The following is a 21002-nucleotide window of genomic DNA, read 5'->3' on the forward strand; positions in this document are numbered from 1 at the left end:
AATGGGCATCCTTACCGAAGCCGAAGCCAAGGCCATTCTCGACAAGGTCATCAAGCTGTCGAAGGCCGACGAATGCACCGCCACCCTGTCGGGCGCCATCAACGGCAATATCCGTTTCGCGCTGAACAACGTCTCGACCAGCGGCATCGTCACCAATACCGAACTGGGGGTCCAGGTGGCCTTCGGCAAGCGCGTGGGCATCGCCACGATCAACGCCTTCGACGACGCCTCGCTGGAGCGCGTGGTGCGCCGCGCCGAGGATCTGGCCAGGCTGGCCCCGGAAAATCCGGAATTCATGCCGGCGGTGGGCAAGCAGACCTACACCCCGACCAAAACCTTCACCGAGGCGACCGCCGCCGTGACGCCGGAACAGCGCGCCGAGGTGGCGGCCAAGTCGATCGCCCCGTGCAAGCAGGCCAAGCTGATCGCCGCCGGCTTCCTGTCGGACGGGCAGGGCTTCTCGGCCTTCGCCAATTCCAATGGCAATTTCGGCTATCAGAAGTCGACCTCGATGGACTATACCTGCACGGTGCGCACCGAGGACGGGCGCGGTTCGGGCTGGGTGGCGCGCAACCTTCAGGACGTGACGGCCTTTAAGCCGGACACCGAAATCCAAATCGCCATGAAGAAGGCCGCCGAATCCGCCGATGCCAAAGCTTTGGAGCCCGGCAAGTACACGGTGATCATGGAGCCGGCCGCCACGGCGGGCCTGATCTCCTTCATGATGAACTATTTCGACGCCCGCTCGGCCGACGAAGGCCGCAGCTTCCTGTCGAAAAAAGGCGGCGGCAACAAGCTGGGCGAACAGGTCTACGACCCGCGCGTCACGCTTTACGCCGACCCGTCGCATCCGGAAGCCGCCGTTCTGCCGTGGGACGGCGAAGGCCTGCCGCGCAAACGCCTGCTGATCATCGAAAAAGGCAAGGTGGTCAATCTGCAATATTCGCGCTTCTGGGCGCAGAAGCAGGGCAAGACCGCCGACGCCTCGCCGGGCAATCTGATCATGGAAGGCGGCACCAAGTCGACCATGGACCTCGTCCGTTCGACGCAGAAGGGTATTCTGGTCACGCGCACCTGGTACATCCGCATGGTCGATCCGCAGACCGTGCTTTTGACCGGCCTGACGCGCGACGGCACCTTCTATGTCGAAAACGGCCAGATCAAGCACCCGGTGAAGAACTTCCGCTTCAACGAGTCGCCGGTCATCATGCTCAACAATATCGAAGAGCTGGGTAAGCCGGTGCGCGTCGGCGACGATGAATCGCCGTTCGTGATGATGATTCCGGCGATGAAGCTGCGTGACTTCACGTTCACGTCGTTGTCGGATGCGGTGTAGTTGCAAACCTCCCCTCTCCCTTGAGGGAGAGGGTGGCGCAACGCGCCGGGTGAGGGGGAGGTCAAAAGACTCGGTATGCAGTCTGTGACTCCCCCTTCACCCCAGCCCTTTCCCTTAAGGGAGAGGGAGCTGAATCGTGCCGCGTTTCTGTCGTTTCTGGCCGGTGGTCTGGCCGCCGCATTTGCGCGTCCGGCCGGTGCGGCGACCTACGACTTCTGGTTCACGCGCCTGAAATACGCTTCCGGCGACTGGGATGTCGATCAGCGCATGCCGGCCAATATCATCACCTCGCTGATCGACTACACCACCCTGCGCGTCGATCCGAAAGAGCATGTGATCGACCTTTCCGATCCGAAGATGCTGACCGCGCCCTTCTGCTATCTTTCGGGGCACAAGCTGGTCGATTTCAGCCCGGCGGAGCGGCGCAATTTCGAGACCTATGTGAAGAATGGCGGCTTCGTCTTCGTCGACGACTGCAACCACGATATAGACGGCCTGTTCGCCAAATCGTTCGAGCGGCAGATGGCCTCGATCTTCGGGCCCGCCGCCCTGAAAAAGCTGTCCAACAGCCACGCCGTCTATAAGAGCTTTTTCACATTCGACGGCCCGCCCAACACCGCGTTCGAGTTGAACGGCTGGGGCGACGATCTGGTGCACGACTATCTGAAAGGCATCGAGATCGATGGCCGTCTGGGCGTGCTCTATTCCAACAAGGACTATGGCTGCGAGTGGGACTACGACTGGCGCAACAAACGCTTTCTGGCCGAAGACAACACGAAATTCGCCGTCAATATCGTTATCTACGCTTTATCGAGTTGATCGCCTCATCTGTTCCGAAAAGTGCTGCGGCCCAGGGTCTGAGCGGGCACTTTTCGGGATGAGGCTCACATTTGGGGATTATGGACATCATGTCGATCAGTGAAACCGAGATCAGGGAAAGGCTGGCCCGCCTCGGCCACCTGCGTCAGGCCATCGCCCAGGCCATTGTCGGTCAGGCCGACGTGGTCGAGCAACTGCTGATCGGGCTGCTGGCCGGCGGGCACTGCCTGCTCGAAGGCGTGCCGGGATTGGGCAAGACCCTGCTGGTGCGCTCGCTGGGTCAGGCTTTGGAGCTACAGTTCCGCCGCGTGCAGTTCACCCCCGACCTGATGCCCAGCGATATTCTGGGGACCGAACTGCTGGAAGAAGACCACGGCACGGGCCATCGTCATTTCCGCTTTCAGCCGGGCCCGGTCTTCACCAATCTGCTGCTGGCCGACGAACTGAACCGCACGCCGCCCAAGACTCAGGCCGCCCTGCTCGAAGCCATGCAGGAACGCACCGTCTCCTATGCCGGGGTGACGCACACCCTGCCGTCGCCCTTCTTCGTGCTGGCGACGCAGAACCCGCTGGAGCAGGCCGGGACCTATCCGTTGCCCGAAGCGCAGTTGGACCGCTTCCTGCTGCACATCCGCGTCGATTACCCGACCGAGGCCGAGGAACAGGACATCCTGCGTCAGACGACCGGTGCAGGTGGCGGGGCCGTGCCCAAGGTCATGGCGGCGGACGATGTGCTGGTGCTGCAAAAGCTGGTACGCGACGTGCATGTGGGCGAAGACCTGCTGACCTGGATCACGCGGCTGGTGCGCGCCACGCGGCCCGCGCCGGGCGCACCCGAAGCCGTCAACACCTACGTCAAATGGGGCGCCGGTCCGCGCGCCGGGCAATCGCTGGTGCTGGCGGCCAAGGCCCGCGCCCTGTTGCAGGGGCGGCTGGCGGCGACGCGCGAAGACGTGGTGGCGCTGGCCGCGCCGGTCATGCGCCACCGCCTGCTGATGTCGTTCGCCGCCGAAGCCGAGGGCGTCGCGCCCGACACGGTGGTCGCCGCCCTCCTGAGCGCCGTGAAGCTTCGATAACCAAGCTCTGATTTGATGACTTACGACCCGATCCCGTCCGATGTGCGCCACAGGCTGAAAGGCCTGCGCCTGTTTGCGCGTCGGGCGTCGGGGGCTTCGGGGATCGGTCTGCATGCCTCGCGTTCGCGCGGGGCGGGGCTGGAATTCGCGCAATACCGCGCCTATGAACCCGGCGACGAACTGCGTCAGATCGACTGGAAGCTCTATGCGCGCTCGGACAAGTTCTTCGTGCGTGAGGCCGAGCGCGAAAGCCCGCTCAGGCTATGGATGGTGCTCGACCTGTCGGCGTCGATGGGGCAGGGGGACGGAGCATTTCCAGAAAAAGTGGGTACCGGTTTTTCGCCCGGAAATGCGACCCCTAAAAAAGCCGCGCGAGCCGATTGGTCACGCCTCGATGCGGCCAGGGCTATGGCGGCCTGCGTCGGCGAACTGGCGCTGCGGCAGGGCGACGGTTTCGGCCTGATCGCGCTCAGCGACCGCGGCGTGGCGGTGGTCGATGCGGGCGTGGGGTTGAAGGCGCGCGACCGGCTGCGACTGGAACTGTTCAAGCTCAAGGCCGGAGGCGGATTTCCGTCCGCGGCGCAGTTGTCCCCGGTATGGGGCCGCATTCGCGCGCAGGACATGGTCGTCGTCTTCAGCGACGGTTTCGACGAAGGCTGCACCGAACTGATGACGCGGCTGTCGGCGGCCGGGCGCGAAGTGCTGATGGTCCAGACCCTGACGGCTGAGGAACGCGACTTTCCGTTTCAGGGCGGCTATCGCTTCGACGATCCGGAAGGCGGGGCCGAAGTGCTGGGCGACGGCAAGGCCTTGCGCGCCGACTTCCTCAAACGCTTCGCCGCTGCACGTCAGACCTTCGAGGCGCGGCTGTTCGCGGCGGGGGTGCGGCATACGCATTACTGGCTGGATGAGCCGGTCGATGCGCCGTTGTGGCGGCTTTTCGGTCCAAAAACCTCAGGAAAGGAGACGTGATGCCCGCGCTCCTGTTCCCGCTGGGGCTGGCGGCCTTGCTGGCCGTGGTCGTGCCGCTGGTCATCCACCTGATGCGGCGCGACGAACTGCGTCCCGTGGCCTTTGCCGCCCTGCGCTGGCTCGATCCGCGCCCCAAGCCGCGTCAGCGGATTCGCTTCAGCGAATGGCCGCTGTTGATCGTGCGCCTGCTGCTGATCGCCGTGCTGGCGGTGGTGCTGGCGCGACCGGTACTGACCGCGCCGATGAGCGCAAAGCCGTTTGTCGCCGTGGCGCCGGGGGTAGACTTGGCGGCGGTGCGCGAGGGCGATGATGAGGTGCAACGGCACTGGCTGGCACCCGGTTTCCCGTCCACTGACCGGCCTGCGCCCCAAACAACGGCTTCGGTCAGCAGCCTGCTGCGCGAACTGGATGCGCAACTGCCGCAAGGGGTAAAACTGACCGTCGTGGTGCCGCAAACCCTGCAAGGTGTGGATGCCGAACGCCCGGTCCTGAGCCGCCCGGTCGATTGGCGCATCGTCGCCGGGGCCATGCCCGCACCGCAGGCGATGACGACGAAGCGTCCGGTTCTGAGCGTGCGTCATACGCCGGAACGCGCCGCCGATGTGCGCTGGTTCCGCGCGGTTTCGGCGGCCTGGCTGACGCCGTTCGAGGCCGCCGCGACCGATGCCGCCCTGCCGCCGAAGGACCGCGTAGTGGTGTGGTTGGGCGCAGGCGACGCGCCGCAGAGCGTGCGCGACTGGGCCCGATCCGGCGGCACGGTGCTGTTCGGTTCGCAGATGGTTTGGCCTCAGTCCCCGAACCGCCGCATAGCCTGGCGAGATGAAACCGGTGCGCCGCTGATGGAAGCGCAAAGCGAGGGCAAGGGCCGGATGCTGCGCCTGACTCGGGCTTTGAACGCGGCGGCTTTTCCGATATTGATCGAGTCTGAATTTCCGGAAAAATTGAATAATATCCTGTCCGATCAGGTTACCCCGGCGCGGGTGGCGTCGCGCGATCTGATCCCCGTCACCGGGCGTTCGGTCTTTACCCGCCCGGCGGAAGACCTGACCCCGTGGCTGGCCCTGCTGGCCGCAGCCCTGTTCCTGATCGAGCGTATTCTGGCTACCGCCTCCCGCCGGAGGGCCGCGCCATGAGGTATCAAAAATTCACCGGCCCGGCCCGGTTGCGCAGCCTGTTAAACGACGGGCTTGTCGGACTGCCGTTCGTCTTGGTGCCTCTCCTTTTCGCAGAGCGCTTGCTGCATGTATCCGGTTGGCTTGGCGTTGTGGTCGTTCTGGCAATCACGGCGATTGTCGCGTGCTGGCGCTTACGTCGCTTCGATAGAGCCTGGGTGATCCACGAACTCAATCTCAGACCGGAGATGGAAGACAGTGCCGATCTGTTGTTTGCGCCGGATGGGGGCATCAATGGCCTTCAGTCGCTTCAACGCGACCGTCTGAAAGCCCGGCTTTCCACAAATCCACCCGTGCTGCGCCCGGATTGGGATTTCAACTGGCCTTTAATGAGTCTTGGGCTTGTGTGCGTTATTTCTGCCCTGTCGGCCTTCATCTACGTGGAGTCGGCAGGCCGTGATCATAGAGTGTCGTCGCAAGCTTCGGCCCCCGCCGGTCCCGTGCGTCTGATTTCTGCAGAGGTCGCCGTTACTCCGCCCGCCTACACGCGTCAGGCGGCGCATCGCGAAACGACGCTCGATCTGAAAGTGCCGCAGAATACGAAACTGATCTGGCGGTTGCGTTTTGCGCCCGATGCCGAAAACGTCCGGCTGGTCTTCCACGACGGTCAGAGCGTGGCCCTGCGCCGCGACGGAGATATATGGACCGCCACCCTGAGCGCCGAGCGGTCGCGGCTCTATCGCATCGCCGCCGATGGCCTGCCGCAACAGCCGCTGCACCGGCTTGAGGTCACGCCGGACGCGCCGCCGAAGGTCGAGGCGGTCCTGCCCGACCGTGCCCTGACCCTCGTCACGCCGGGTCAGACCCAGTGGCCGCTGGTCTTTGCCGCCCGCGACGATTACGGCGTCGCACCCACCGCTGAATTGCGCGTGATTCAGGCGCAGGGGCAGGGCGAAAACATCACCTTCCGCGAGCGGACGATGACGCTGAGCGGCCATGGCGGCGCGACGGAGACACGCTTTTCGACGCGACTCGATCTCAAGGCGCTGGGCTTCGCCACGGGGGACGACCTGATCGTGCAACTGACGGTGCGCGACAATCGCGCGCCGTCGCCGCAGGCCGTGCGTTCGCCCAGCCTGATCCTGCGCTGGCCGTCCGATCTGGGGGCCGAAAGCACGGGGCTGGAGGGGCTGGCGCGTCAGACCCTGCCGGCCTATTTCCGCAGCCAGCGGCAGATCATCATCGATATCGAAGCCCTGCTGAAGGAAAAGCCGCGCTTGAAACCCGACACCTTCCTCAGCCGCTCGGACTCCATCGGCGTCGATCAGCGCCTGCTGCGGATGCGCTACGGGCAGTTCCTCGGCGAGAAGGCCGAAGGCGAGCCTGAAGCCCCGGCGGGACATGCAGGGTCTTTGGGAGAGGGCCACAGCGCCGATGACGGGCATGATCACGGTAGTGCGTCGCCCGCTTTCGGTGACGGCGGCAATGTGCTGGCCGAATACGGCCATACCCACGATGAGACCGAGGCGGCGACCCTGCTCGATCCCGAAACGCGGGCCACGCTGAAAAAGGCGCTGGACGAGATGTGGCAGTCGGAACTGCACCTGCGGCAGGGCAACCCGCAGACCGCCCTGCCGCACGCCTATAAGGCGCTGGGCTATATCAAGGCGGTGCAGCAGGCGACGCGCATCTTCCTGTCGCGCGTCGGGCCGGAATTGCCGCCGATCGACGACAACCGCCGCATGACGGGCAAGCGTGAAGGCATTGCCTCGGCCACGTTGGGCGTCACTGCGGCGCCGTCGCCCGATGCGCCGGTGGTGGCTTTGTGGAACGCGCTGGCCGAGCGTCCGGGGGCGAAGGGCGAACTGCCGCTGGGGGCGCTCGATAGCTGGCTGCGCGCCAATGAGAGTAGGGTGCGCGATCCATTGTCGCTGCTGGCAGCGGTCGAAGCCGTGCGCGCCGATCCGGACTGCGCCAAATGCCGTCAGGACCTGCGTGCGCGGTTGTGGGGCGTGCTGACCCGTCCGCCCGCTGGTGTCGCGCACCGTCCGGCACCCACGGCGGCGGGAGACCGTTACCTTGATGCGCTGGAGCGGCAACCATGAGTCTGTCGTTGATTGTTGCCCTGCTGCTTGTGGCGGCTGTTGCCGCGTCCACGCTACGGTTGGTTCTGTGGTGGCAAAAGTCCGGAACGGAGCGGTCGCTGCCGCGTCTGGCGGCGCTGCTGGCCCTGACGCCGCTGTCGGCGGTGCTGCTTTATCTCACCCTGTTTCCGCCGCCGCTGGCCACCGCGCCGGGTACGTTGATCGTCGCTACGCGCGGCGCAAAGGCTGTCGATGCGCAGGCCGGTGATCGCGTCGTCGCCCTGCCCGAAGCGTCTGTCGCCGGAGCGGAAGGTGTGCCCGACCTGGCCACCGCGCTACGTCTCTATCCCGATGCGGCGCGCCTGACCGTGGTGGGCGAAGGCCTGACCGCGCGCGATCTGCCGTCTGCGCAGGGCCGGGCGCTGCGCTTTGCGCCGTCGCCCTTGCCGCGCGGTATCGTGCGGCTGGATCTGCCGAAGCGCGTCGCGCCGGGCGGGGCGTTCCGCGTCGGGGTGACGGTCAACGGCGTTAAGAGCGCTACGGTCGAACTGCTCGATCCGGCGGGCGTGGTGGTCGATACGCAGACGCTGGACGCCGCCGGTGCGGCGGTGCTCAGCGGTGCGGCCAGGGCCGCCGGTCCGGTGAGTTTCTCGGTGCGCGTGCGCGATGCGGCAAAGTCGGTGGTCGAAACCGCCGAAGCCCCGATCTGGGTCGATGAGGGACGGGCGGCGCGGGTGCGCGTCATCGCTGGTGCGCCGGGACCGGAGATCAAATATCTGCGCCGCTGGGCCGCCGATGCCGGCATCGACATGCAGGCGCAGTTCGCGCTGGGCGGCGGCATAGCGGCGGGCGATCCGCCGCAACCGGTGACCGCCGCGACGCTGTCAGAAACCGACCTGCTGGTCATCGATGAGCGCGGCTGGGAGGGTTTGGGCGATAGCGGACGCGCCGCGGTGGCGTCGGCGGTGCGCAGCGGCATGGGGCTTTTGCTGCGCCCGACCGCCGCGCCGTCGGACGCCACGCGCGGGCAATGGGCGGCGCTGGGCCTGCGCGTCAGCGGCACGGGTGAACCCGTCGCCGCCGCCCTGCCCATGCCGCCTGACAGCAAAGACAAGCCGCCGTCCGTCACGCGGCTGAGCCTGCGCCTGGACAGTGCCGACGGCGTGCCGCTGGCGCTCGACGGCACGCACCAGCCGCTGGGCCTGTGGCGCGCCGAAGGGCGCGGCCGCGTCGGTTTGTGGGCCGTGACCGACAGTTTCGGCCTGACGCTGAGCGGCGAAGCTGTTCGCCATCAGGACCTGTGGAGCGGCATCTTTTCGACGCTGGCGCGCCGTCCGCAAACCGCCGCGCCGACCGTCACCCCGGCGCGCGTCCATCAGCGCGTCAGCCTGTGCGGCCTGAACGGCGAGGCCGAGGTGCTCGATCCGCACGGCGGGATGTTGCGTCCGCTCGTCGATCCGGCGACGGCCGAGGCGCGCTGCGCCGCCGTCTGGCCCGCGCAGACCGGCTGGCACCTGCTGCGTGTGACTTCAAGCGATACGGTGCAGGCCGTCCCCTTTCCCGTGCTGGCCGCCGATGCCCTGCCGGGGGTGCGGGCGCTGGAGGCGCGCGAAGCCACCTATGCGCAGGTTTCGGACGCCGCCACGCCCGTGACCGGTGCCGCAGAAGGCCGTCGCGGGGCGGCCTGGCCGTGGTTTCTGGGCGGGTTGCTGGTCAGCGGGGCGTTGTGGACGCTGGAGCGGGCGCGGCGTAAAGGCTGAGTTTTACGGCGCTTTTAACCGGCGCGCGTCGGGGCCTCTGTCATTTTTATACCGTCCGGCCCAGCCTCCTGGAGTAAGGGAGGCCGACATGTTCAACTCATCGTGCTGGCGCTGGATGCGCCGACGCTCGGCTTAAACGAAGGCTTCAGCGCCGGGCAGATGATCCGCGCGCTGGAAGGCCATGTGCGGGCCCGTGCGGAGGCAACGGGCCGCTACACCCCGCGACGGGCGGCGGGGGGAGTCTGATCCGGGGTAGCGAGTCGTATTTCATCCTTATCTCTGCGTCTTCAAAAAGGGAGGCAGAAAGTACAGATGAAACGTTCGGACTTCGGTCCGGCGGATGGATGCATGTCGGACGACCACACCCCGCAGGAGCCTCACCTCAGTGGCTTAGACCGCCAGACCCTTCACGACCTGAACAATATGTTCGGTGCAGCCAGGGGTAGTCTGCAACTGATGCAGGCAAGGCATAAGGACGATCCGCAGACCCTGCGTATCGCGGGTGTGGCGCTGCAAAGCCTCGAAAACGCGCAGGCATTCACTTACGAAAGGCTGTCGCGCCTGCCTGAGCGCGCGAAGGAACGCGCAGATAAGCGCGACACCGATGGCGGCATGCCAGACTCCCCCGAACGGGTGTCTGCGCGCCGAGGTGTTATCGACTCCAGCGACCGGCACGACCTGTTCTTCGCCGCGATCGAGATGACGCGTATGCCGATGATCGTCACCGATCCGAACCGGCCCGACAACCCCGTCGTCTTTGCCAATCAGGCCTTTCTCAACACCACCGGCTACAGCATGGAAGAGGTGCTCGGACGAAATTGCCGTTTCCTGCAGGGCGAGGGAACCGACCCGGAAGTTGTCGCCAACATCCGCCGCGCCATTCGCGAACGCACGGATATTGCCGTCGAAATCCAGAACTTCCGCAAGGACGGCACGGCCTTCTGGAACGCCTTGTTCGTCAGCCCGATCTTCGACCGCGACGGCAAGCTGCTCTATTTCTTCGGCTCGCAACTCGACGTCACGCGCCGCCGCGAAGCCGAGATGGCGCTGCGCCGGGCGCAGAAGATGGAGGCCATCGGGCAATTGACCGGCGGCATCGCCCACGACTTCAACAACCTGCTGCAGGTGATCATCGGCAACCTTCAGATGGCGCGCACCGTCACCGAACAGCCGGACAAGCTCAACCGCCACCACGAGGCGGTGATGCAGGCGGCTCAGAAGGCGCGCATCCTGACGCAGCAGCTTCTGGCCTTTTCGCGCAAGCAGCCGCTGGAAGCGCGCATCGTCAATCTCAACCGCGTCGTCTCGGACCTCAAGGACCTGTTGTCGCGGACACTGGGTGCCTTTGTCGAGATCGAGCTGGATCTGGCGCCGGACCTCACCAATGCGCGTATCGATACGGTGCAGCTTGAGATGGCGCTGATCAATATTCTGGCCAATGCGCGCGACGCCATGCCTGACGGCGGCCGCGTCACCATCCGCACCTCGCACCGCTCGACGCCGGAAGGCGAGCGCGTCGCCCTGTCGGTCAGCGATACGGGCGAAGGCATGCCGCCCGAAGTGCTGAGCCGCATCACCGAGCCCTTTTTCACCACCAAGGAGGTGGGCAAGGGCACGGGGCTGGGGCTGGCTCAGGTCTACGGCTTCGTCAAGCAATCGGACGGCGGCTTTTCGGTCGACAGCGCGCCGGGCGAGGGCACGACCGTCCACCTGTGTTTCCCGGCGGTCTCCGCGCCGGATGAGCGGGCCCCGGCCACCGAGGGGGCCTCACCGATTCGCGGCAAGGGCGAGATCGTGCTGCTGGTCGAGGACAATCGCGAGGTGCGCGAACTGGCCTGCGCCATACTGGAGGCCGACGGCTATACGGTGGTGGCGCGCGAAAACGCGGCGGACGCCATCGACTATCTGAACGGAACGGACCGGGTGGACCTGCTGTTCACCGATATCGTCATGTCGGGCAAGATGAACGGCGTTGCCCTGGCCAAGGCCGCGCGGCAGATGCACTCCGACCTGCCGATCCTCGTGACCACAGGCTTTGCCGACGACGTGCACGGGCACACCAATGCGCGCGAATTCGAGACCATCTACAAACCCTACATGCCTGATGAACTGTCGGCGCGGGTGCGCGGCGTGCTGAACCGCAAAGGGGACCATCGCTCCTGAACGGCGGCTTATTCGACCGCAATGCCCTTGCGTTCGTAAAGCTCGGCCAGCGTCATGCCCTTGCCGTCCTCGCGCGCCTTAAGCACGCTGTTGTCGTCGATCATTTCGCCGCAGGCTTCGCACTTGAGCGTGGTGATAAAACGGTCGGTGCAGTCGTCGTGGACCAGTTCGAAAAAGGGGCCGTCCTCATCGTCATAGATGTGTTCCCGGCCCCAGCCGTACAGCGCGACCAGCACGCCCTTCAGGCTGCGGCCCTTGTCCGTCAGGACGTATTCGTGGCGCAACGGGCGTTCGGAATAGGGGACGGCCTCCATCAGACCCAGCGCCACCAGACGCTTCAGGCGCGCGGCCAGAACATTGCGCGCCACACCCAGACTTTTCTGCCATTGCTCGAAGCGTTTGTACCCCAGAAAGGCATTTCTCACGATGAGAAGGGTCCAGGGTTCACCTACGATGTCCACCGCCGCGGCAATGGCGCACCTTTCGCTGGAATAGTCAGCCGAACGTCCCATAAATTCGTTTCTTTTCATCTGCGCGACGCCGCAATTGCGTCGCAACACCCCATGCCCAAGGCTTAAGGACAGGGGGTTGATGAAAACCTAAAATTTAAAGCTAATAAGGCCGTAGACTGCCTTTAATTCCAAAAAACAGGAATATCTCAAGCGTCTGGGTAAGTATTCACCACAGCGTTGCTTTACCTTACGGATTAAAGGCAAACAGGGTGGCCACCGCACGGCTCAGGCGTACTTCGTCGCTGCGCACGAAGTCCTGATCGAAGGCTTCGCCGTTCCAGTGCACCAGCACCGTGACGCCTTCGTCCAGCGACAGGATCAGGCCGTCGGTCTGCGTCCGGATGTCGCCGCCGCAGTGATCGGCGAAGCTGCCGCAATCGACCTGATAGGTGGCGGCCGGGGCGCGCTGCACCTGCGCGGCCAGACGGGCATCGAGGCTGATGACCTTGACCTCTTCACCGCCGCCCAGACGCATGTAGACGGCCTGACGGTCGCCGTCCTCGGCGCTGAACACCACGTCGTCCAGACGGCCGTCGCCGTCGAAATCGCCCTTGAGCGAGGCCGACAGACCGGTGAAGGGAGCCTTGGACACATCGGCGCGCAGATCGGCCGCAGACGCCGGGACGAGGCCCGAAGCCGCTAACATAATACCCACAACCGCCGAAATCAGCGCCCGCATCCGTTCGTCTCCCTTATCCCTGCGGCCCTGTTATCCCGTATGAGCACAGGATGCGCCGCTTCTTCCTGTCTATAAGCAGGATCAGTGCCAACCACTGCCACAAAGGTTAACGGCGGTAAAGCGCTTTCGTTAACCAATCACGCGATTGAGAGGATTGGGATTTTCGGAGATTTTGAATAACGCGGTTAACGCTGGTTGTTCCGAACCGGGACCGGTTCAAGCGCATTCCGAAAAGTGGAACGCACTTTTCGGATACAAATGCGCGTCAAACAGAATCGTAAACAGGGCTTCGATTAGAAGCGCTGTTTACGGTTTCAGTTTGATCTCGCCGATCACCACGGGGGCGGGGGTGTCGCGTTTGATATTGCCCTTGTCGTCGAATTCCGACCACTGGCTGCGCGCCACGAAGACGAAGCGGTCACCGATCACCTGACCGCCGGTCGGCTCCTCCAGTTCGGGCTGACCGCGCAGCAGGACCTCGGTGGTTTCCACCGCACTCCAGTCGGCATTCATTTTCAGGCGCAGGATGCGGTTGGGCTTGAAGCCGTTCTGCACCGCGATCAGGTCGTTGCCGTATCGATAAAGTCCGTCGAGGCCGAGCAACACCGTATCCGCCGGGGCCTTCAGCCGCGCCAGCGTGCCGGTGGTCAGGTCGATGCGATAGAGCCCCGAGGCATAGTCGGCGACGATCAGCACGGTGGCGTCGGCGTTTTCGCTCAGCCCCTGCGGCGAGCCGAGATAGCCTTCGGGGATAAGCACCTGTAACGGGCCCTGATAGCCGGTGAGGCGTAAAACTTCGCCTGTATTGCCGTCGGAGACGTAGAGGTCTTCCTTACCCGCGTGCAGGTCCGACAGGCGGCGATCGGGCCGCTTGTCCTCGAATTGCGCCCGTATCTTGCCAGTGGCCGGATCGACCTTGATGATCTTCGAAACGACTTTGGCGTCCGGCGCATAGCCCACGGTCTGACGCGAGGCGGCGGTCGAGGCCCACAGCGCGCCGTCTTTCAGTGCGATGGCATTGGCCGCCACCCCGGCGCGCAGGGACAGGCGTTGGTCGATGCCGGCGGCGCTGACCGGGCCGACCGCGCCGTTACGCAGGCTGGTCCCCAACAGCGTGCCGTCGTCCATGGCAGCGACGCCCTCGATCAGGTTCAGGCCTTCGACGCGATGCAAAACGCTCAGGCTGCCGATGCGGCGGGTATTCTCCGCCTGCAGCGACTCCAGATCGGCGTCCCAGAGGGTATTGAATTCCGGATAGCGCCCCAGATCGAGGACCAGGCCGCGCGTGAGGTAGTCGATCAGCGCGGCGCGCGCGACCGGCCTGCGCTTCAGTTCCAGCGCCGCCTGCGCCCGCAACAGCAGGACGGAGGGCGAATCCGGGATGATCTCGCCGGCCTGCGTCAACCGGTCCAGCGCCGTCTGACGGTCGTTCTTCTGCAACGCCGCCATGCCCTCGGCGCGCAGGGCGTGGAAGCGGCCGAGGTCCGAGGCCGGATCGACCTTCTGCGCCGCCACAGGGGTAGCCACTACCGCCGCCAGCAGCGCCAGCGTGATCAGGGAAGTCTTCATCCGGTCTTGTCTCTCTATCTGCGCCCCGCGCAGAACCTAGAGCGAATTTCTCTCAGATTGAATCGAAATTTCGCTCTGGATTTCGGGTTTTACCGCATTCGGCCTCAGCGGGTCGACGGCTTAGCCATCCGCCCCCGGCACGACAAGCTTCAACGGCAGGGCTGTGGTCGTTTTCACCGAGCGGATGACGATGCGGCTCTCGATCGCCGAAACGAGGTCCGAGGCCAGCAGTTTGTCGCGCATGAAGTCGTCATAGGCGTGCATGTCGCGGGTGACGATGCGCAGCATATAGTCTTCGCGGCCCGTCACCGTGGCGCAGGAGACGATCTCCGGCCATTCGGCCAGCCGCGCCTCGAAGGCTTCCAGATTCTCGCGCGAAGGCAGGGACAGCTTGACCGCCGCATAGACCTCGAAGCCGAGGCCCAGTTGGTCGGGCTCCAGCAGGGTCACACGTTTGCGGATGACGCCGATGTCTTCGAGTCGTTTCAGCCGCCGCCAGCACGGCGAGGGGGAGAGATTGACCTTTTCGGCGATCTCGGCCACCGACAGGTTGGCGTCCTCCTGCACGAGGGTCAGAATACGCGCGTCCAATTCGTCGATATCTGCGGACACCTTTGCCCCCTGCCTGCCTTTTTGTGGAAAGTCATTTCTATAAGAGCGCATCCTGTAAAAAAATCCACCCTTAATCCGTCGGCTGATCGTTAAGGCGCTGAGAAAATCCTCCCTTTGACGCCCAAGGCGTTTTTCGGGGCTTTTCGCTGCGGGTGGCTGAGGGTAAACCGGTAGATCAGGACGGGAGGCCCGATGCGTATTCTCAATCTGATGCTGGCCAGGGGACGCGGCGGGCTGGAAGGCATGGCGCGACGCTATCATGAGGCGCTGACGGCCGAAGGCTTCGAGGTGCTGAGCGTCGGCCACGCCAAGGGGCTGCTGGCCGAGACAGTCAGGCCGGCGCAGTTCGCCCCGCTCAACAGCGGTTTTACCGGCGACCCTCTGGCGGCGCTGACGCTGAAAGGGCTGGCCAAACGCTTCAAAGCCGATCTGATCCTCGCCCATGGCAACCGCGCCATCGCTCTGGCCGGGCATCCCTTCGCGGGTTCAGGCGCGAAAACGCTCGGGGTGGTGCACAATTTCCGCTTCAAGCCGACCTTGACCAGAGTCCGCGCCGCCATCGCTGTCTCACCCGCCGTGCATGAAGCCATCCGCGCGCGCTATCCGCGCCTGGAAACGCACCTGCTGGAGAATTTCACGCCGCTGGTCATGCACCCGGTCAAGACCTTCCCGCTCGATGCGCCGCGCATCGGCTCGCTGGGGCGGCTGCACGTCAACAAGGGGTTCGACGTGCTGATCCGCGCGGCGTCTGTCTTGCGCGACCGGGGCACGGACGTGTCGCTGGTCATCGCCGGGGACGGGCCGGAAAAAGAGGCGCTGAACACACTGATCGCCGACCTCAGGCTTGAGGACCGCGTGGCGTTATTGGGGTGGATCGAGCCGCCGGACGGGTTTCTGGCCTCGCTCGACCTGTTCGTCCTGTCGTCGCGCGTCGAGCCGTTCGGGCTGGTGGTGGCCGAAGCCATGGCCGCCGGCGCGCCGATCGTCTCCACGCGCATCGACGGCCCGCGCCATATCCTGCGCGATGGCGAGTTGGCCGGCATGGTCCCGCCCGAAGACCCGCAGGCGCTGGCCGACGCGATTGAAGCGGTGGCGAAGGACTGGCTGCCCGTGCTCGACCGCGCCTGTCATGCGCAGGCCCATGCGCTGGAAACCTACGGCCTGATCGCGGGTCATGCGCGGCTCAAAAGCCTTATCAACCGGTTTCAGCCCGAAAACTGAAAAAGCGGACTTGAACCCCCGCATCAATTTGGATATAGCGGGCGCCTTCGCAAGACGTGGACCTCCGTCCGCCGGCGAAGATGCGGCTGGTTGGGTAGCTCAGATGGTTAGAGCGGTGGATTCATAACCCACAGGTCGGCGGTTCGATCCCGCCTCCAACCACCACCTTCTCTCTCATTATGCTTTGTAGTCGACGGCGCGGGTGCGTTCGATAAAGCCGCCGCCCAGAACGCGGTCTTCGTCCGCCGGGTCGTACAGCACGCAGGCCTGACCGGGCGCGACGCCTTCTTCCGACGTGTCGAACACGACCTCGACCTGACCGTCATGGAGGCTCAGGCGGGCCGGGACCGGCGGGCGGGTCGAGCGGACGCGCGCCAGCACCGGCAGGCCCGCTTCGGCGGCGGCTTCGAGCGTCTCATGATCGCCCAGCCAGTTGGTTTCCTTCATCACCAGGGCGGCGGTGTTCAGGGCTTCACGCGGGCCGACGATGACGCGGCGCGCCTCGGCGTCGAGCTTGATGACGAACAGGGGCTCGCCCACGGCGATATTGAGGCCGCGGCGCTGACCGATGGTGTAGCCGGTGATGCCCTCATGCCGGCCCAGCACGCGCCCGTCCAGATGCACGATGTCGCCGGCCTCGCGGCCTTGCGGGCGCAGGCGGTCGATCAGGGTGGTGTACTTGCCTTCCGGCACGAAACAGATGTCCTGCGAGTCCGGCTTGGCGGCGACGTTCAGCCCCATCTGGCGCGCGATGTCGCGCACCTGCGGCTTGGGGATGTCGGCCAGCGGAAAGCGCAGGAAGTCGAGCTGATCGCGGGTGGTGGCGAACAGGAAGTAGGACTGATCACGGTTGCGGTCGACGGCGCGGCGCAGCTCGGCGCGGTTTGCCCCGGAAGATTTGGAAACTACGGCGCGCTCGACATAGTGACCGGTGGCCATAGCCTCGGCCCCCAGATCACGGGCGACGTCGAGCAGGTCGCGGAACTTGACCGTCTGGTTGCAGCGGATGCACGGCACAGGGGTTTCGCCGCGCAGATAGGAGTCGGCGAATTCCTCGATCACCGAGTCCTTGAAGCGGCTCTCGTAGTCGAGGACGTAGTGGGCGATGCCGATCTTTTCGGCGGCGATGCGCGCGTCGTGAATGTCCTGACCGGCGCAGCAGGCCCCGGTCTTTTTCAACGCCTGACCGTGATCGTAGAGCTGAAGCGTGACGCCGATGACCTCATAACCCGCCGCGTGCAGAAGGGCGGCGGCGACCGAAGAGTCCACTCCGCCCGACATGGCGGCGACCACGCGTGCGCCTTGCGGCAGGCCGACGCTCTTGCGCACGCTTTCGATCGCCTCGCCAAGGTCGGCGGCGTCGAAAACGGGTACGGGGCAGGCGGCGGCAGAGGGACTAACAGGGGCGTTCATGGGGCGCTAGATAAGGCTTTTGGCGACAAAAGAGTAGGGGGCGTGCGGAAGTATTTATTTTATACCTCCCCGACTTGTCGGGGTATAGCGCCAGCGAAAGTATAGCTTTCGCCAGCGATGGGACCATTTGCGAAGCGAATGGTGGTGGGGTGAGCAGGCGGACGGTCCGGGGGAGCGTTCGGTATGCGCAAGGCGCCGTAGGCATAGTTCAGCACGCTCGGTTTAAGAAAGAACCCCCACCACCACATCCGCATCGGCGGTCCGATCACCTGCTTTCAGCAGGCTCGTGCGGTCCCCCTCCCCAGTGAACTGGGGAGGTATAAGAAATGCGTCCCAAAACAGAAGGCCCCGTCCGCAGACGGGGCCTTTTTGCTTTCATCCCGAATGGGCTGTTCAGGTGACGGTACGGACGTTTTGGGGCGACGATCCGGCGGGAGGGCATCCCGGGTTTTCATCTCAAAACGTTCATTCCGCCGACGTGAGCGGCGCTGCATTCCGATGGCCCCACGCGGGGTCTTTCCTGTGGTTTAACCACGTCGTTACAATACACCCGCGCGCCTTGTGGATAAATTCACAAAGCGGTGAGCGGTATGAGGATAATGTTTAACGCAGCAGGTCGAGCAGCGACACCGACTTGAGATTGGCCACCACCTGCGCCGCCGCCTGAACGGTCAGATCCGCCTGCTCCAGCTTGGTGTAGGCTTCGGCCATATTGACCTCGGTCTTGGTGTTGATGAGGTTGGTCAGGCTGTTGCCCTGACCTTCCAGCGAGTTCAGCGTGTTCTCGACGCGGGTCTGCAGCGTGCCGTTCAGCGAGGTCTGGTCGACCATCTTGGTGTAGGCCGTGCCGAGGCGGTTGGCGAGGGCCTGAAGCTCGGTCTGCTGGGCCTCGGTCATCTGGCCCTGCATGGGCGCGTTGGCGTCGATAAAGGCCTTGATGTCGCGGAAGACGGCCACGCCTTCGGCCCCGATATCGCTGGCCAGCATACCGGTCTGCAGGGTGGTGGTGCCGTCGATCTTCGACGCCTTCTTCACCGTGCCGTTGTTGAAGGTGTCGGCGGCCGGCGTGGTGGCCAGGTCCGTCAGGTTGTTGGCCGCCAGCGGCGAGTCGGTCTCGTTGCCGCCGCCGAACAGATAGGTGCCCTGATGCTTGTAGTTCAGGCCGTCGGCAAAGGCCATGTAGCTGGATTGCAGCACGGTGGTCAGGCCGTCGAGCGTCTGGCTGGCTATGGCGTCCATCAGGCCGTCCTTGCCGGTCGCCAGACCTTCGCCGGCGCGTTCGAGGGCGACGTTCTGGCTATCGAGGCGGTCGGAGACGCTCTGCGCCACCTGGGTGTAGCCGTTGACGCGTTCCAGCGACGACTGATAGGCGGCGATGACTTCCGCGCCGCGGCCGTAGCCGCCGAAATCGGTGGCGACCTTGCGCGTCGAGACCTGATTATTGGCCTCGTCCTTGCGGATCTGGGCCTGCATGAGGTTCGAGAGGGCGTTGCCCCACATCTGACCGGTTGAGATACGCATCTTTTTCTAGCCTCAGAACATGTTGAGCAGGACGTCGTACATCTCGTTCGCGGCCTGGATGAGGCGCGAGGATGCCGAATAGGCCTGCTGATAGGTGGTGAGGTTGATCAGTTCCTCGTCGAGATTGACGCCTTCGGCGGCGCTGCGGCGCGATGACGCCTCGCTCGACAGGGCCGCCGCGCCGTCCATGCGCGATTTGGCCGTCGAGGCGATGGTGCCGACCTGACCGGCCAGATCGGAGCCGTAGCGCGACAGGGTCGAGACGCCGCCGTTATTATAGCCCGCCGATTTGAAGGTGACGTTCCTGGTGGCGATGGCCGCCAGACGCTGACCGCCGCTGCCGTCGCCGGCCACCAGCGCCGGGGCGCCCGCCGCGGCGTTTAGATTCACCGTGGCGAGAGACAGGCGGTCCAGATTGTTGAGGACGGTCGGGTCGATCGTCAGATTGCCGGTGCGTTCCGCCGCCGCGCCGCCTATGCCGAACATTTCGCTGAACGACGCGCCGGCACCGAGGCGGGCTGTGCTGTCGTCGGCGATGCCGAGGCTGTTGGCCGGGTTGCCGAAGCCCTTGAAGGTCAGTTCGCCCGTCGTGCTCAGCGAGAAGGTGCCGAAGCGGCCCAGTCCCGTCGAGGAGTCGTTCAGCGTGTTGACCAGGTCGGTCATGGTGCCGCCGGCGGGGAAGGCGATCTCCGTCGTCTGTATGCGCGAGCCTGAGCCGTTCAGGATATCGAACTTGACCGTGCCGCTGTTGAAGCCGTGCGCCGAGGTCGCCGTCAGCCCGGTGGCGTAGTCGATCGGCGTGTCGGAACGTATCAGGTCGTTCATGCCGAAGAAGTGCGAGAACCCTTTGCCGTTCTTGGCCGAGGGCGAGGTGGCGTCGTCGGCGATGGCCACGCCGTAGCTGCCCGTACCCTGCAGGCTCAGCTTGCCATTGGTGAAGTCGATCGAACCGTAACCGGTGAGGGCCGTGTCGACGCTACTTTCGAAGGTGGCGGCGGTGAAAGCGGTGGGCGCGCCGCCGTCGATCGACATCTGCATGGTGGAAAAGTCCAGTTCGACTTCGCGCGCGATCGAGCCGTCGGCATTGAACGCGACCAGGCTGGTCTTGCCGGTAAAGCCGTTCAGCGCTTCGGCCAGCGTCTGGTTCATCGCCTTGCCAGTCAGGGAGGAGGGGGCCGGAACCGAGGAAGACGCATTGTGCGCGGCGTTGAGCTGATCGGCATAGACCGACATATATTCGGACAACTGGGCGCTGACGGCGGCGGAGTCCTTGTCGCGCAGGTCCAGAAGACCGCGCAATTCGCCCGTCTTGATGTGGTCGGAAAAGTCGCGCTTTTCGCCGTTGGGGCCGGTGACGATGATCGAGTTGAAGGTCGAGGAGGCCGTGACCGGATTGGTCGGCTGATAGCTGAGGGTCGCCTGCTGGTCGCCGGCCAGCACCATGCCTGACGAGGTGCGCACCGTCACGCCGCCATTGGTGTTGGTGGTGATCTCGACATCGATCAGCTTCGACAGTTCGTCAATATAGCCGGCCTGCTTGATCTGCGCGCCGGTGGCGTCGTTGCCGCTGATGCTGGCCTGAGAGATGGTCGGGTTGAGGTCGGAAATATTCTTGATCAGGTCGTTGATCGACTTGACGGTGGTGGCGATGCGGCCGTCGGCATTGGCGCGGGCGCTCTGGATCTCGCCGGAAATACGTTTGCCTTCGTCGAAGAAGCTTTCCAGCGCCGACAGCACTTCCTGGCGCGCGGCGCTCGATGTGGGGCTTTCCGACGCCGAAGCGGCGGCCGACAGGGCCTTGTCGCCGAGGTTGAACAGGCCGTTGGCGTCGGTCAGGTCGCCGAACTGCGCCTGAATCTGATCGAACAGGTCGTGGAACACCTCGGCCTGCGACGCCGACGACGTGGCGCGCAAGGCGGCCTGCTGCAGGTACTTGTCGGCGGCGAGGCGCACCTGACCGGACATGACGCCCGCGCCCTGACCGCCCAGCACGGCGGCCTGCTGGGTGCCGATCTTGCGGATATAGCCCGGCGTGCTGACGTTCGAGATGTTGTCCGAAACGACCTTGAGCTGGCTTTGCGCCGTCATCAGGCCGGACGCGCCGATATTGAGGATGGAGTTGAGCGACATGATCAGGCCCTCCGCCCGTGCGA

General features: G+C 64.8%; 16 protein-coding genes and 1 tRNA gene. 10 read left to right on the forward strand and 7 right to left on the reverse strand.

Annotated elements, in window-relative coordinates:
* Position 1 precedes the first annotated feature (1 nt).
* From LH365_RS02555 to LH365_RS02590, 8 genes are all read left to right on the forward strand, one after another.
* On the forward strand, positions 2–1336 hold the full coding sequence (locus LH365_RS02555) for a TldD/PmbA family protein (RefSeq protein ID WP_226744648.1): 1335 nt from the start codon (positions 2–4) through the stop codon (positions 1334–1336).
* Between the two features lie 75 nt (positions 1337–1411).
* On the forward strand, positions 1412–2155 hold the full coding sequence (locus tag LH365_RS02560; protein WP_370639735.1) for a DUF4159 domain-containing protein: 744 nt from the start codon (positions 1412–1414) through the stop codon (positions 2153–2155).
* 80 nt (positions 2156–2235) lie between these two features.
* Positions 2236–3231 (forward strand): AAA family ATPase, encoded by a 996-nt coding sequence (locus tag LH365_RS02565; protein ID WP_370639736.1) that lies wholly within the window; start codon positions 2236–2238, stop codon positions 3229–3231.
* Between the two features lie 15 nt (positions 3232–3246).
* A complete protein-coding gene (locus LH365_RS02570) occupies positions 3247–4203 on the forward strand; it encodes a DUF58 domain-containing protein (protein WP_226744649.1) in 957 nt (318 codons plus the stop codon).
* Positions 4203–5336: a BatA domain-containing protein gene (locus tag LH365_RS02575; protein ID WP_226744650.1), complete on the forward strand. Its 1134-nt coding sequence runs from the start codon at positions 4203–4205 to the stop codon at positions 5334–5336. Before LH365_RS02570 ends, LH365_RS02575 begins: the two co-directional genes overlap by 1 nt.
* A 197-nt stretch (positions 5337–5533) precedes the next feature.
* The gene (locus LH365_RS02580; protein ID WP_255606671.1) at positions 5534–7420 is read left to right on the forward strand and encodes a DUF4175 domain-containing protein; all 1887 of its coding nucleotides are present in this window, start codon (positions 5534–5536) and stop codon (positions 7418–7420) included.
* Complete coding sequence (locus tag LH365_RS02585) at positions 7417–9159, forward strand: hypothetical protein (protein WP_226744652.1); 1743 nt, start codon at positions 7417–7419, stop codon at positions 9157–9159. The genes LH365_RS02580 and LH365_RS02585 overlap by 4 nt, the downstream gene beginning before the upstream one ends.
* A gap of 312 nt (positions 9160–9471) precedes the next feature.
* Positions 9472–11322, forward strand: coding sequence for a histidine kinase famiy protein (locus tag LH365_RS02590; protein ID WP_226744653.1), 1851 nt, complete (start codon positions 9472–9474; stop codon positions 11320–11322).
* 8 nt (positions 11323–11330) lie between these two features.
* On the opposite strand, the gene LH365_RS02595 is transcribed toward LH365_RS02590, so the two are convergent.
* The 4 genes from LH365_RS02595 to LH365_RS02610 all read right to left on the reverse strand — a co-directional run bounded on the left by LH365_RS02595 (position 11331) and on the right by LH365_RS02610 (position 14694).
* Positions 11331–11834, reverse strand: coding sequence for a helix-turn-helix domain-containing protein (locus tag LH365_RS02595; RefSeq protein WP_226744654.1), 504 nt, complete (start codon positions 11832–11834; stop codon positions 11331–11333).
* A gap of 187 nt (positions 11835–12021) precedes the next feature.
* Positions 12022–12513: a hypothetical protein gene (locus LH365_RS02600; protein WP_226744655.1), complete on the reverse strand. Its 492-nt coding sequence runs from the start codon at positions 12511–12513 to the stop codon at positions 12022–12024.
* A 306-nt stretch (positions 12514–12819) separates the two neighbouring features.
* Positions 12820–14082: a hypothetical protein gene (locus LH365_RS02605; protein WP_226744656.1), complete on the reverse strand. Its 1263-nt coding sequence runs from the start codon at positions 14080–14082 to the stop codon at positions 12820–12822.
* Positions 14083–14202: 120 nt separating this feature from the next.
* Positions 14203–14694 carry an Lrp/AsnC family transcriptional regulator gene (locus LH365_RS02610; protein ID WP_107877430.1) on the reverse strand — a complete coding sequence of 164 codons (492 nt, stop codon included), beginning with the start codon at positions 14692–14694 and terminating at the stop codon, positions 14203–14205.
* Positions 14695–14886: 192 nt separating this feature from the next.
* Between LH365_RS02610 and LH365_RS02615 the strand changes: the two genes are divergently transcribed.
* Both LH365_RS02615 and LH365_RS02620 read left to right on the forward strand, forming a co-directional pair.
* Positions 14887–15915, forward strand: a complete 1029-nt coding sequence (locus LH365_RS02615) for a glycosyltransferase (RefSeq protein WP_226744657.1) — start codon at positions 14887–14889, stop codon at positions 15913–15915.
* A gap of 88 nt (positions 15916–16003) precedes the next feature.
* A tRNA-Met gene (locus LH365_RS02620) sits at positions 16004–16080 on the forward strand.
* Between the two features lie 12 nt (positions 16081–16092).
* Here the strand turns inward: LH365_RS02620 and mnmA are convergent.
* The 3 genes from mnmA to flgK form a co-directional block, all read right to left on the reverse strand.
* Entirely contained in the window at positions 16093–17328 is a 1236-nt protein-coding gene (gene mnmA, locus LH365_RS02625; RefSeq protein ID WP_226744658.1) for a tRNA 2-thiouridine(34) synthase MnmA, read from the reverse strand.
* Positions 17329–17931: 603 nt separating this feature from the next.
* The gene (locus LH365_RS02630) at positions 17932–18849 is read right to left on the reverse strand and encodes a flagellin (protein WP_226744659.1); all 918 of its coding nucleotides are present in this window, start codon (positions 18847–18849) and stop codon (positions 17932–17934) included.
* Positions 18850–18861: 12 nt separating this feature from the next.
* Positions 18862–20979, reverse strand: a complete 2118-nt coding sequence (gene flgK, locus LH365_RS02635) for a flagellar hook-associated protein FlgK (protein ID WP_226744660.1) — start codon at positions 20977–20979, stop codon at positions 18862–18864.
* Positions 20980–21002 lie beyond the last annotated feature (23 nt).

The organism is Asticcacaulis sp. AND118, assembly GCF_020535245.1.
Classification (GTDB): domain Bacteria; phylum Pseudomonadota; class Alphaproteobacteria; order Caulobacterales; family Caulobacteraceae; genus Asticcacaulis.